The organism is Embleya sp. NPDC050493, from assembly GCF_044458105.1.
GTDB lineage: Bacteria > Actinomycetota > Actinomycetes > Streptomycetales > Streptomycetaceae > Embleya.
On record NZ_JBITHP010000017.1, the window covers coordinates 158,850 to 171,893 of the forward strand.

Consider the following 13,044-nt stretch of genomic DNA (forward strand, 5'->3'; position numbering starts at 1 on the left):
CGTCGCCGCGGTCGCGGCCGGGAGCGTGCAGCGGCTCCCGGCCCCGGCGCGGATTCCCGAGTCGGCGCCGGCCGGCTCCGCCTGGGCCGGGCCCCGCGTCGGACGAACCCCGCCCCCGGCTCCCGAACCCGTAACGGACCACCCCGGATCGTCCGACCACCAACCCACGAGAAAGCCCACCGCCGCGCCCGGCGGCGGTTCCTCGGCATGCCCCCATTCCGCACCGGCCCCGGCCGCGCCGACACCGCCGGCGATCCCAGGAAGGCACCCATGAGCTACCGATACGCGGTCACCGACCACGTGTTCGACCTCCCCCTGGACCACCACGATCCGGGCGGCCCGCGCATCGACGTCTTCGCCCGCGAGGTCGCCGACCCGGCCCGCGCCGACGAACCGTTGCCCTGGCTGCTGTATCTCCAGGGTGGGCCGGGGAGCAAGTCCCCCCGCCCGACCGCGAGTACGCCCGGCTGGCTGCGGCACGCCACGAAGACCCACCGGGTGCTGCTCCTGGATCAGCGGGGCACCGGGCGCAGCACCCCTCTGACCGCCCGCGCCGCGGAGCGCTTCCCGTCGGCCGACGAACTGGCCGATCACCTCGCGCACTTCCGGGCCGACGCGATCGTGGCGGATGCCGAGGCGATCCGGCGGAGCCTGTGCGGCGACGAGCCGTGGGAGACGCTCGGCCAGAGCTACGGCGGCTTCATCACGCTCACCTACCTGTCGCACGCCCCGGAGGGGTTGCGGCGCTGCTACATCACCGGCGGCCTGCCCGGCCTGTCCAGCACCGCCGACGACGTGTACGCGCGGACCTACCCGCGGATCCGGGACAAGAACGCCGAGTATCGCGACCGCTATCCGGACGACGTCGCCCGGCTGCGGCGGATTGCCGACACGGTCGCCGGCGGTCGGGTGCGGCTGCCCGACGGGGACCCGCTGACCGTGCGCCGGTTGCGCACCCTCGGCCTGGTCTTCGGCATGGGAGACGGCTTCGAGCGGGTGCACTGGCTGCTCGACGAGGCGCTCGACGCGCGGTCCGGCGAACTCTCCGACACCTTCCTGGCGCAGGTGACGAACCTGACCGGCTTCGTCGACAACCCGCTGTTCGCGGTCCTGCACGAGTCCATCTACGCCCAAGGGGACCGTGCCACCGGCTGGGCCGCCGAACGCACCATGGCCGCCCTCCCCGAATTCGCCGAGGACGCGGACCCGTTGCTGCTCACCGGCGAGACGATCCACCCCTGGATGTTCGACGAGATCGCGGGACTTCGGCCGTTCGCCGACGCGGCCGGGATCCTCGCCGAGCGCACCGACTGGCCGCTGCTGTACGACCGGGAGCGGCTGGCCGCCAACCGGGTCCCGGTGGCCGCGGTCGTCTACCACGACGACATGTACGTCGACGCCCCGCTCTCCCTGCGGACCGCCCGCGAGGTCGGCGCGGTGCGGACGTGGGTCACCAACGAGTGGGAGCACGACGGCGTCGCCGCCTCCGGGGACGCCGTGCTGTCCCGGCTGATGGACATGGCCACGGGCCGAGCCTGACCGGGCGCCGCACCTCCCGGTGTCCGGCCGTGCGAAGGCCCCGGCGGATCGTCTGCCGCGTCCGTTCGGACGGGGTCGGACGATCCGCCGGGGCCGCCTACCCGAACTCGCGCGAGGGCCGGGCCGGTTCGGTCACGACAGGGTCAGCGTGATCGTCCCTCCGTAGGTGCCCGGCGTCGCGAACGCCGGTACGGTCAGGGCCAGTGCGGCGTCCGCGGTGAAACTGCCGCCGGTCGGTCCGGCGGTGCCCGGCGCCTGGGAGCACAGGGTCGCGCCGGACCCGATCGGGCCGGTCGACCCCGAGGTCACCGTGGACGGACTGCCCGGGGCCGCCGCGCAGGACGGCGTCCAGGCCACGTTCGCGGCCGGGATGGTGCCCCGGTCCGACTTCAGGTCGGACACCGATCCGGTCAACTGCCAGCCCAGTGCGCTGCCGCGCGCGTCGACGACGGTCACCCGGTTCAGCGCCGCGTGCATGGTCTGCTCCCGGCCGTCGAGGGTCGTGGTACCGAAGTCGATCCGGGTCGCCGCCTGGGTCATGGTCAGGCCGCCGGGGGTGATCGTGCCGGTGATCGACTGCCCCAGGGTGCCGTCGTCGGTCACCCGGAAGGGAACCGTCATGCCGTTGTCGTCGAAGCCCGCGACGGCGCGGATCGCGACGTCCTCGGCGGCGCCGATGACGTACTCGACGGAGAACCTGCCGTCGGGAGAGGTCATGACACTGATCGGGACGTCGGTGATGTTGCCGTCGGCGTCCACACCGCTGATCTGGAGTTCGTAGTTGGGAACCCAGTCGTGGCCTTCGAGCTTGACCGCGGTGCCCACCGGGCCGGATGCCCGGTCGGCGGTGAGGACCCGTTGCCCCGGCACGAACGCCTTGATGGAGAGGGTGTCCGTCGCCTCCTTGGCGCCGTCGGAGACCCGCACCACGTACCGACCGTCCTCGATGCCGAACGGATACAGCGTCGCGGACCCGGTCAGGTTGCCCTGGGCGTCGATGGCGAGCGTGTTCGTCAAGAACTTGGCCGCATCGCAGCCGCTGCCGTCCGCCGCGCACAGCGCGACCTGCGGGGTGCCGTTCGGTGCGAACCTGCTGCCGGTGAGGGCGATGGTCGAACCCGTGTAGACGTCGCCGTCCGGCGCCTGGAGAACCGGCAACCGCACCTCGCCCGGCTCCACCGTGATGGAGGCACCCACCGGGACCGGGGTCGTGGGCAGACACCGGGTCTCGGAGTCGAAGCCGAACGCCATCGTCCACGTCGAGTGTTGGAGCGGAGTCAGGTTGACGACGCCGGCGTCGGTGAGGGTGACGGTGCCCTTCATGTCGGTGACGATCAATTCCTGGCCGAGCGGAGTCTCGGGATTCTTGCGTTCGCCCTCGACGTCCATCTCGCGGGTCTGCGCACCGGACAACCCGATCTTGCCCTTGGGAAGGGTCGAGTCCTTCTCCACCTTGGTCACGATCGGAGTGTTCGGCGGCACGATGCCGTAGGACAACCACTTCCAGTTCACCGTGATGGTGTCACCCACCCGGTACGTGGGTTTGACCGGATCCACGGAGATGTCGACCTTGGTCCGTGACGGATCGATCGGCATGTTCGGCAGTGTCTGGTTCGTGCACTGCGATGTGTACTCGATGGGCGCGGCATGTGCGGCCGGCGCCAGTGCCGCGGCCCCCGCCACCCCCAGAACCCCCGCCACCACGGCGGCCGTCGCCCTGCGGGGGAGCAATCTTCGTAACCCCAAAACCGTGCTCCTTCGTGAACCGACCCCACCCGCCGCGGGCGGGTGGAATGTCGCTTCCGCAGGTCGTCCCGGCTCCGAGCCACACACGATCGACTTCCGTCGGATGCCGGGGCGGCATACGGAGGTCCAATGATGGTGGGGAATCTGTACGCAAAGGGCTCGGAAATCAATAGCGGCGTACCGCCGATTCAGGTGACACGTGTCGAGTCCGAGGGCGATCACATATCCAAGATCATTTTATCGGTGTCCGGGTTTCACCGACGTTACGGTTTCCCGACGAAGGGTCTTGACCTGCGGGCGATCCTTGGGGAACTTTGCTTTATCGTATTTGCCGAACCACGGGCAAGATACGCAACCGCACGGCCACGTCCGGGCTGTCCGGCCCGGTTCTCACGAATGCCAATCACTGCATCACGTTCGGCGCTCGGGGCCGCGTGTGCGCTGCGCAGTCCCGCCCTTCGGGTGTCGATGCGGAAGGGACCTGTTCTCATGTCGAAGATCAAAAGCGGGGTCATCGCCGCGGTGTGCGCGATCGGCGCCACCGCGGCCATGGTCACCCCGGCCTCCGCGGCGGGCACGGGCAAGGCGACCTACGACTGCGGCGTCTACGGCAGCTCGGTCGGCGCCACGTTCACCCGCAGTGCGAGCAACCTGCTCACGCTGACGGCCAACCTGAGCTACTTCGTGCCGACCGCCATCCCGGCGGGCGGCATCACGGGAACCCTGACCGGCAACCAGAGCGGCCTGGCCAACCCCACGGCAATCAGTGCGGGCTTCCACTCCAGCATCGTCCTGCAGAAAGCGGGGAGTGTGGCCATCCCCAGTGCGCCCAGCAGCATCGTCATGACGATCACCCCGCCCGGGCTGACCGTCACCTGCACCCTCAAGGCGTCGCCGCCTCCCACCGGCTTCCCGATCTGACCGAACGGGACGCGCTTCCTCGCAACGATCCGAACCCCTCGGGTCGGTCCGGCCTCGGGTACTCGTGAACGGTGCTGTCCGTAGTGAAAGTACGGACAGAACCACGAGCACCCTCGGCCCCGGCACAACCGCCGCCACCCGAGCGCCGCCCGGGAGAACGGCGGGGCGGATGGGAGTACGAACGTACAACACCCCCCGGAGCCCTGCGCAAGCCCGAGAACACACGCCGAGCCGCTGCCCGAAGGCAGCGGCTCGGCCGTGTGCGCATCCACCCGGAACGGACATTCGACGATCGAATATCGACGGCGAATCCGAGCCGGTTCCGACAATTATGGAGCAGTAACAAATCTCGATCTTCTTTTTCCATTCGCGATGCCCGCGGCCCACCCGGCATTCGATGATCCGCCATCGGCCCGACGGCTTATGCGCACGCAGCACGCAGCACCGGGCCGCGGATATCGGACCGGGTACCATTCGCGCCGCACAGCGGAAGCGTCCGGCCGCCCGCGGGAAACGTATGCACGACCCGGATCGCCGTCCCCCGGCGACCCGAAAGCCGTTCGGGCTCGTGGCGCGCCGACTTCGGGCCGAGTCGATCACGGTCGACCGCAGCCGGCCGGAGCTACAGTGGAGGTTCAGGGGACGCTCGGGGACGCCCGCCTGCTCGGGGCAGTCGCTGGTGCCGCGCCCGGCGACGTTCACCCCGTCGCGGCGCCCGGCACGGCACCTCGCCGCCCCGCCGAAACGTCCGAGTACTCCGGTACGAGAACGTTCCGGCGGCACGCCGATGCACCGCACCGAACACCGCGACGGGGCAAACGTCGCCGGGCGCGGCACTAGGCACCGGAGTGGGCCATGATCCTGCTGTTCGTATTCATCGTTGTCGGCGCCCTCGCCGCGCTTGCCGCACTGCTCGCCGGGGCCGGATTGCGGGTGGTCCGTCAGTACGAGCGCGGCGTGGTGTTCCGCCTGGGCCGCGTGCAGGTACCGATCCGGGAGGCCGGCCTGACCCGGATCGTGCCGATCGTGGACCGCCTGCGGAAGGTGAACACCCAGATCGTGACGATGCCGGTCCCCGCCCAGGACGGCATTACCCGCGACAACGTCACCGTTCGCGTCGACGCCGTCGTGTACTTCCGGGTGAACGACCCGGTCAAGGCGACCGTCGAGGTGCAGGACTACGTGTTCGCGGTGTCGCAGGTCGCCCAGACGTCGTTGCGCTCGATCATCGGCAAGAGCGACCTGGACGATCTGCTGTCCAACCGCGAGGCGCTCAATCAGGGCCTGGCCCTGATGATCGACTCGCCCGCGGTGGGCTGGGGCGTGGAGATCGACCGGGTGGAGATCAAGGACGTGGCTCTGCCGGAGTCGATGAAGCGCTCGATGTCCAGGCAGGCCGAGGCCGAGCGGGAACGGCGATCGCGGATCATCACCGCCGACGGCGAGTTCCAGGCGTCGCGCAAGCTCGCCTCCGCGGCGGACGTGATGACGCGCAGCCCCGCGGCGCTGCAACTGCGGCTGCTCCAGACCATCGTCGAGGTGGCGGCCGAGAAGAACTCGACCGTCGTGCTGCCCTTCCCGGTGGAACTCCTGCGCTTCCTGGAGAACGCCACCGCCACGTCGGGTCCGGGCAGCGCGTCGGTCACCGACCGCACGGCGGCGGGGATCGGGCGGACGCCGACGCACGTGCGCCCGCCGACGGCCTCCCGGGCTCGTCCGCATCCGCATCACCTGAAGAACCGGGGCATCCGGCGGGCGGCGACGCCGCCGATGACGCCGGGCGACTCGATCGCCTCCGCGAACCGCTGACGGGCGACCGGCGCGGTCCATTCGGCGTAGCTCGGCGTGCGTGAGGGGCGATCGCACTGGTCGACTGAGCCGACACGGCAATCAATTGCGCACCGGAGGCCGACCGACATGGCGATCATCGTGATTCTCGAAATGCCCGGCGTGACCCAGGCGATGTACGAGGCGAGTGCCGACCAGGTGACCGGCGGTCGCGGTCCGGTCAAGTCGCCCGCCGACTGGCCCGTACCCGGTCTGCTCTCGCACACCGCCTGTTCCACCCCCGAGGGCTGGTTCGTCGCCGACGTGTGGGAATCCGAGGAGGCGTTCCGACGGTTCAGCGAGATCATCATCCCGATCCTGAGCGGTCTCGGCGCTCCGGACATTCAGCCGAAGATCTACCCGGTGTTCACCATGGTGACCGCGTAGCACCTGCGGTGACTCCGGGAAACCCCGACGACGCAACCGATCCTCGGCACGTGGCCGAACCGCCGGGCCACGCGCCGAGGATCGCCGGCTCCGCCCGCCTCCCGACGGCGGGGCGTCACGCGCCGGTGGAGGCCGTCTGCCACATGGTGTAGGAGTATTCGGTGGTGTTGCTGATCCCGACGGTGCCGAAGCGGCCCTCGCTGGTCTGTAGGCAGTAGTGGCCGCGGTTGTCCAGCTTGCCGAAGTCGGCGCTCCAGGCGTCCGGTGCCACCGTCACGCAGTCCGACAGGGACGGCTTCCTGTCGCCCGAGTACTTCGCGTACCGCGCGCCGTGCGCGGCCGAGGGTCCGCCGAGACCGGCGTGCAGGTCCGTTCCCGCGCGCGAGCCGGAGCGCTTGTCGGTATCGAAGTCGTAGTCGGTGTAGCCGCCCGCCACCAGGAGCCGGAACTTGCCGGAGCTGCGGACCGGTTGATCCAGGCTGTCGACGACGGCGATGGTGGTCGGCGTGTCCGACGTGGCGTCGATGGTGATCAACTTTTTGCCGGGCTCGAACGTCTGCACCGTGCGGCCGTTGGTGATCACGTGCACCTTGCCCGCGTAGGCGACGCGGTACCCGGCGTTCTGCACCGTTGCGCCGACCTTGCGCCGCACCACGATCGTCCAGTCGTTGTCGACGGACCGGGTCGGCGCGGCAACGGTGCCGCCTCGCACGGGAACGATGCCTCCGCCGGTGCCGGTGGCGCCGATCAACGCCTCCAGTGCGATGGGCGCGAGGACGGTCACGGTGAGCTTGAGCGCCTGCCTGATCGTGATCGTGCCGCCCTGCGCCATCATGAGCCGAGCGACCTCGACCGTCAGGGCGGGAGCCGCCTGCTGGACCACCACCCCACAGGCGACCAGGGAGCCCGCCGTCGCTGCTGCGCATACGGTCCGGCCGAGCGTGCCCACGCCCGGCATCCGACGCGGTGCAATGCCTGAAGACATACCTGAGGACATGCCGAATACCCCCACCGTTACACCGCGACCGACACGCCGGCGGACACCGGTGCGTCCCCCGAGGCCGCCGCGCGTCGCATGCGACCTCTCCCGATTCCAGAGTAGGACGCCACACCCGCCCCGGTGCCGGTTTCGCCGGGTCGGGCCGCCGCGTTGCCGTCACCCGTCGGGTGAATCTCGCCCGACGCCGAACGACACCCGTTCGACGCCGAAAGCCCGCTGCCCCGCGGTACTTCCGTTCCAGTGATCGTCGGGGTCGGTCGAGTGCGGACGGATCGGTCGGTTCGGGTCCCGGCCGAGCTGCCGGGTTTCGCGCAGCACCGCCCAGGCGTCCGCCACGGGACCCACGTGCGCCAGCTTGTCCGGGTTGTTCACCGTGCGGATCGCCAGGATCCGGCCGTCGAGGATGTCGAGCGCCAGGGTGTTGAGGACTCTGCCGTCCCGGTCGCGGAGGATCGCCCCCGGCTGGCCGTTCACCTGGTGCGGTTCCACGACGCCACCGATCCGGACGAACGAGGGGACGACGGTGGCGAGCAGTCGGGCCACGTTCTCGGCGCCGAAGATGCCGCCCGCCCATTGCGGGACCTTGCCGCCGCCGTCGCCGACCAGGTGCACGTCCGCGGCGAGGAGTTCGCGCAGCCCGTCGAGGTCGCCCTCCCGGAAGGCGTCGAGGAATCGCCCGGCGAGCTCGTCGCGCTCGGTCCGGTCGGCCTCGAACCGTGGCCGGCCCGCGTCCATGTGGCGGCGCGCCCGCACCGCGAGTTGGCGGCACGCCGCCTCCGAGCGCCCCACGGCCGGGGCGATCTCCGCGAAGCCGAAGGCGAACACCTCGCGGAGCACGAAGACGGCGCGTTCGAGCGGGCTGAGCCGCTCCAACAGCAGCAGGGCCGCCATCGACAACGAGTCGGCCAATTCCGCCGAGCGCTCCGGATCCTGGTACGGGTCGGCCAGCAACGGTTCCGGGAACCACGGCCCGACGTACTCCTCGCGCCGGACGCGGGCCGAACGCAGCACGTCGATCGAGATCCGGGTCACCACGGCCGACAGGAACGCCTTGGTCGAGGTGGGTCGGGTCGGCGAGGTCTCGTAGCGCAGCCAGGTCTCCTGGACCGCGTCCTCGGCCTCGCTCACGCTGCCCAGGATTCGGTAGGCGATCGAGAACAGCAGCGGTCGCAGATCCTCGAACTCCTCCGCCCGCACGCCCACCTCGTCGCGGTCGTCGCCCGTCGACCCCGCCTCGTCGGCCGCGGCACCCACCTGCCGCCCCGGGACCCCCGATCCGCCCGCCGCGAACACCCGCATGCCATCACCTTCCCGTTCGGAGCCCGTCTTCGAACCCCGAGACGAGACAGCCCCGCCGCGTGTGACATCGCAGGCCGGGGCGTGCCGGCGGGGGCGAGCGCCGGGGAAGATCACGATTCGGGCCGGTGTGCGGTGCGCGGTCGAGTCCGCCGACCGGCGCGGTCCACCGGACAGGGACCGGGACGCTTCCCGACGCTCGGGAATCCCTCGGCGGTCGCGTCGTCCGATTCGATCGTGTGTCGTCGGGTAGCCGGATGGGGGAGGCGCATCATGAGTACGACCCAGACGAAGGACCGACGGGTGCACGCCCTGTTGTCCGAGGCGGGAACCACGCACGCGGAGGAGGCGGGCATCCGGGTCGCGGACACGCCCGCACCGCTGTGGCAGGTGCTGGTGCTGAGCAACCTGACGGCCACGCGGATCAAGGCGTCGATCGCCGTCCACGCCGCTCGCGAACTGTTCGAGGCGGGCGGCGGGACACCCGCGGGCATGGCCGAACTGACCTGGCAGCAGCGAGTGGACGCGCTCGGGCGGGCCCACTACGTGCGCTACGACGAGGGCACCGCGACCCGGCTCGGCGAGTGCGCCGACCTGATCCGCGAACGCCACGGCGGCGACCTGCGTCGACTCGCCCGCGACGCGGACAAGGAGCGCGACCGCGTCGAGGAACTGCTCCGGGAGTTCCCCGGCATCGGGCCGTCCGGCGCCCGTATCTTCTGCCGCGAGACCCAGGGGGTCTGGCCGTTCCTGCGCCCGGTCCTGGACGGGAAGGCGCTCGACGGCGCGGCCCGCCTCGGCCTGCCGAAATCTCCCGACGCCCTGGCCGAACTGGTCGACGGGGACGATCTGGCGCGCTTCGCGGCGGCGCTGGTGAGAGTCGCGCTGGACAAGGGGCTCGCGGACCGGGTGACCGCCGCCGGGTGACTCGCGTGCGGCCCGGGCAAGGGCCGAGCCGCGACGGACGTCGGTGAACCGGGCGGGGCGGTGGGCCCTTTCCGCCGCCCGGCCTTCCTACCGCCCGCCCGGTCGCCCGACGGCATGTCCGGGCGTGCGGCGACGGTGGTGGGCGGCGGGCGGGGAGGTCACTCGCTCGCGGGGTCGCCGGTGCCCATGATGTCGACGTGGTCGGGGTGTCCGGCCCCGATCCGGATGCCGACCACCAGGAATCGGCCGCGCGTGCCACTGGGGAGGCACAACCGTCCCTGGCCGGCCCGGTAGATCTCGTGCAGGTCCGAGCGGGCCGCCGGGCTCTTCGGGCGTAGCGTCCCCGTCCAGCCGATCGGTGTCGCATCCGGCCCCGGGTCGTAGAGGCGCTCCTCGTCGGCGTCCACGATCGCGTGCACGCCGATCCGACGTCCGTTCGGCAGGACCACGGTCGCCGAGCCCTCGTGATCCTTCATGGGTGCCAGTCTGGCCCTTCGCCCGTGGTTCGGCACGCGGACACGGGGCGTGTCGCGCTGCGAATCTCCTTGGCCACCATCCGTGTTCGCCCGCGTCGACTTCGGGCGATCGGACGAGCCGATGATTCGGTGATCCGACGATTCGTGGAAAGTCGGGCTCCCGAGGCGGGCGTCCGCTTTCGGCGGAGTATCGGATGGCGTGTCCCGGGCAGGGACAGGGCCATGAGTGCTGTGACCGATCGTGCGCCGACCCCGCCCTCGGGTCGGGCCGTCGCGGCGAACCTGGCCGTCGTCTATGTCGTCTTCGGGTCGACCTACCTGGCGATCCGGGTCATGGTCGAGACCGTCCCGCCGCTGTTCGGGGCGGGTCTGCGCTTCGTCGTCGCCGGCGCCCTGCTCTACGGATGGTGTGCGATCCGCCGGCGGTCGCCGCCGCGCCTGGATCGACGTCGGCTCGTGGGAACCGGCTTCATCGGCCTGCTGGTGATCGGCGGCGGACTGGGCCTGCTCACCCTCGGGGAGCATTCCGTACCGTCCGGACTGGCCGCGCTGCTGGCCGCGGCGGTGCCCGTGTGGGTGGTGCTGCTGCGGGTGGCGCACGGGGAAAGGATCGGCTGGGCCACTGCGGGCGGGGTGGCCTGTGGCCTCCTGGGCGTGGCCATGCTCAGTCTGATCGGCGGTACCGGTGGCACCGCCGCCGTGTCCGGCATCCTGTTCCTGCTCGCCGCGGCACTGTCCGAGGCGATCGGCTCGTACTACGCGCCGCGCTTCTCCGTGGTCGAGGACGCGATCCTCGCCTCGGCCGTGCAGATGCTGGTCGCGGGCCCCGTTCTGCTGGTGGTCGGCGTGGCCGTCGGCGAACGCCCGGACGTCGCCGAGTGGTCCGGCCGCAGCGTGTTGTCCCTGCTGTATCTGATCGGACCGGGGTCGATCCTGGCCTACGTGTCCTTCGTGTGGCTGGTGTCGCACACCCGGACCTCGATCGCGACGACGTACACCTATGTGAATCCGGCGGTCGCGTTGTTCCTGGGATGGCTCGTCCTGGACGAGTCGATCACCGTGTGGGTCATCGTCGGCGCGGTCGTGGTGGTGGGCGGCGTGGTCGCGGTGCTGATCGGCGAACGCCGGGCGGAGGTACGGGCCCAGGACGAGGAAGGGGGAGGGGAGGAGCGGGACGCCGAAGGGGGAGAGGCGGAGGGGCGAGAGCCGACGGGCGCAGGCGCGGAAGCCCGGGGGACGAAGGAACGCGACGCGGAGGCAGACCCCCACTCCCGGTCCCACGGCGGGTAACGCCCGGCTTCGGCGCGGCTTCGGCGCGCTCGGGGGTGTAACGCGCGGCTTCCCGTGCTATGGCCCGTAGCCCTTTGTTCGGGCATGCCCGAATGGGCGGTGGGCCCTGCCCAGGCGCGGAGGCGGCGCGCCGCATCGGGGCGCGCCGCCTCCTTTCGTGCGGAGTGACCGCTCGACCGGTGCCGTCGGCCACCCGAGTGCGACGGCGACGGGTCAGATCATCGGTTTGACCGCCTCGACCAGCAGGTGGTAGCCGAAGTGGTTGAACGGCGCGACGTCGCCGAGGAAACCTTCCATCCTCGTCACGAAGTCGGCGATCCCCTTGTCCGCGAGCACTTCGTCGGCCAGCCAGGCCGCGATCGGCGAATTGCCGCGCATCAGGGTCACCGTCATGCCGACGGTGGCGAACAGTGTGGTGAGTTCCTGGGGACTGAAGCTGAACCAGGGCGCGACATACTCTTCGCCGCTGCGCGTGTTGGTGAACAGGAGTTGCTTGTTCTCGACGTCGGTGACGTCCACGGAGGCGAATCGATCACCGGTGAACATCTGCTCGAACACGGAGTTCTTGACCCCGAGCAACATCCGGCCGCCGGGGCGCAGCACCCGTCGGACCTCGGCGAAGACGGTCGGCCGGTCCGCGATCGGGATGTGCATCAGGGCGAGCATGCTGGTGACGGTGTCGAACGAGTCGTCCGGGAACGGAATCGATGCCATGTCCCCTTCGCGCAGGTCGGCGTGCAGACCTCGGGCGGCGAGCTTGCGTTCGGCGACGTCGAGCATCGAGCGGGAGATGTCCAATCCGCTGACGTGGGCCCCGTGTTCGGCCAGGGGCACGGTGAAGCGACCGGTACCGCACCCCATGTCGAGCACCCGGTCGCCGGGGTGGACCCGGGCGAGGAGGAAGTCGCGTTCGGCCCGGGTGAACATGTCGTCGGAGGGGCCGTTGCCGGGGATGCGCTCGTCGTACTCCTCGGCGACCCGCAGGTACACCGACTTGACGGTCTCCTTCTGGGCCGACGCGCTGTCGCGGTCGACTCCCGAGCCGTTCGCACGGGCGGGTGTCTGCTCGTAGGTCGTCACATCTCGTCCTTCCACATCGGGTTCGGTCGGTTCGGGTGTGGAGGTCGCCGTGCCGTGCCGGACCCGGTTCCCGAAGGGCGGGCGGGCATTGTCGGATCATTGCCGAATGTGCGGCGGATCGACGATGAGCGGCACGCGACGATACGTTCCACGGGCAGGATCGGTTCGCGCATAAAGATCGCGAATGGTTATGCGTCACCGATGCACGACATTGTCACCGACGCTCTCGCCGGATCGTCGGAAGCGAAGGTGAATATGAAGTCGCTGCCTTTCGGTACGAACTCAAAGTAGAAAGCGCATCGGCGATTGTCAACAGCGCACGTCAGCGCCCGGTATTGATCTCGATATGGCCTCTGACCTGCCTATATATCTTTCCGTGCGGCGGCGTCCCGGGTGGATTCGAGGGCGAAGCGAAAGACCGTGGACATTTCTTGTTTGACGGGCGGGGCAGCGGGCAGCAGCGCGGGTTGCACCGTTTCCCGGTGGTTTTCGGGAATGCGATATCGGCACTTGACATCCGCCGGGATCGACCTCGCACACTGGATGTATCGATTA

11 protein-coding genes are annotated in these 13,044 nt (G+C 70.3%); 6 read left to right on the forward strand and 5 right to left on the reverse strand.

Features of this window, described 5'->3' with window-relative positions:
* Nucleotides 1-270 precede the first annotated feature (270 nt).
* Nucleotides 271-1,539, forward strand: a complete 1,269-nt coding sequence (locus ACIBM5_RS29140; RefSeq protein WP_396009490.1) for an alpha/beta fold hydrolase — start codon at nucleotides 271-273, stop codon at nucleotides 1,537-1,539.
* Between the two features lie 132 nt (nucleotides 1,540-1,671).
* On the opposite strand, the gene ACIBM5_RS29145 is transcribed toward ACIBM5_RS29140, so the two are convergent.
* A complete protein-coding gene (locus ACIBM5_RS29145) occupies nucleotides 1,672-3,135 on the reverse strand; it encodes a hypothetical protein (RefSeq protein WP_396009492.1) in 1,464 nt (487 codons plus the stop codon).
* A 639-nt stretch (nucleotides 3,136-3,774) separates the two neighbouring features.
* Here ACIBM5_RS29145 and ACIBM5_RS29150 point away from each other — a divergent pair.
* The 3 genes from ACIBM5_RS29150 (at nucleotide 3,775) to ACIBM5_RS29160 (ending at nucleotide 6,420) form a co-directional block, all read left to right on the forward strand.
* A complete protein-coding gene (locus ACIBM5_RS29150) occupies nucleotides 3,775-4,206 on the forward strand; it encodes a hypothetical protein (RefSeq protein WP_396009493.1) in 432 nt (143 codons plus the stop codon).
* Between the two features lie 855 nt (nucleotides 4,207-5,061).
* Nucleotides 5,062-6,015: a slipin family protein gene (locus ACIBM5_RS29155; protein WP_396009494.1), complete on the forward strand. Its 954-nt coding sequence runs from the start codon at nucleotides 5,062-5,064 to the stop codon at nucleotides 6,013-6,015.
* Between the two features lie 108 nt (nucleotides 6,016-6,123).
* Complete coding sequence (locus tag ACIBM5_RS29160) at nucleotides 6,124-6,420, forward strand: hypothetical protein (protein ID WP_391584697.1); 297 nt, start codon at nucleotides 6,124-6,126, stop codon at nucleotides 6,418-6,420.
* Between the two features lie 115 nt (nucleotides 6,421-6,535).
* Here ACIBM5_RS29160 and ACIBM5_RS29165 read toward each other — a convergent pair whose 3' ends face one another.
* Both ACIBM5_RS29165 and ACIBM5_RS29170 read right to left on the reverse strand, forming a co-directional pair.
* A complete protein-coding gene (locus ACIBM5_RS29165) occupies nucleotides 6,536-7,405 on the reverse strand; it encodes a hypothetical protein (RefSeq protein ID WP_396009495.1) in 870 nt (289 codons plus the stop codon).
* Between the two features lie 171 nt (nucleotides 7,406-7,576).
* Nucleotides 7,577-8,719, reverse strand: coding sequence for an RNA polymerase sigma-70 factor (locus ACIBM5_RS29170; RefSeq protein WP_396009496.1), 1,143 nt, complete (start codon nucleotides 8,717-8,719; stop codon nucleotides 7,577-7,579).
* A 270-nt stretch (nucleotides 8,720-8,989) separates the two neighbouring features.
* On the opposite strand from ACIBM5_RS29170, the gene ACIBM5_RS29175 reads away from it, so the two are divergent.
* A complete protein-coding gene (locus tag ACIBM5_RS29175) occupies nucleotides 8,990-9,643 on the forward strand; it encodes an endonuclease (protein ID WP_396009497.1) in 654 nt (217 codons plus the stop codon).
* Nucleotides 9,644-9,801: 158 nt separating this feature from the next.
* Here the strand turns inward: ACIBM5_RS29175 and ACIBM5_RS29180 are convergent, their stop codons facing one another.
* The gene (locus ACIBM5_RS29180; RefSeq protein WP_391584699.1) at nucleotides 9,802-10,119 is read right to left on the reverse strand and encodes a hypothetical protein; all 318 of its coding nucleotides are present in this window, start codon (nucleotides 10,117-10,119) and stop codon (nucleotides 9,802-9,804) included.
* Nucleotides 10,120-10,341: 222 nt separating this feature from the next.
* On the opposite strand from ACIBM5_RS29180, the gene ACIBM5_RS29185 reads away from it, so the two are divergent.
* On the forward strand, nucleotides 10,342-11,409 hold the full coding sequence (locus ACIBM5_RS29185; protein ID WP_396009498.1) for an EamA family transporter: 1,068 nt from the start codon (nucleotides 10,342-10,344) through the stop codon (nucleotides 11,407-11,409).
* Nucleotides 11,410-11,622: 213 nt separating this feature from the next.
* Here ACIBM5_RS29185 and ACIBM5_RS29190 read toward each other — a convergent pair whose 3' ends face one another.
* Nucleotides 11,623-12,489 (reverse strand): class I SAM-dependent methyltransferase, encoded by an 867-nt coding sequence (locus ACIBM5_RS29190; RefSeq protein WP_396009499.1) that lies wholly within the window; start codon nucleotides 12,487-12,489, stop codon nucleotides 11,623-11,625.
* Nucleotides 12,490-13,044: the final 555 nt, after the last annotated feature.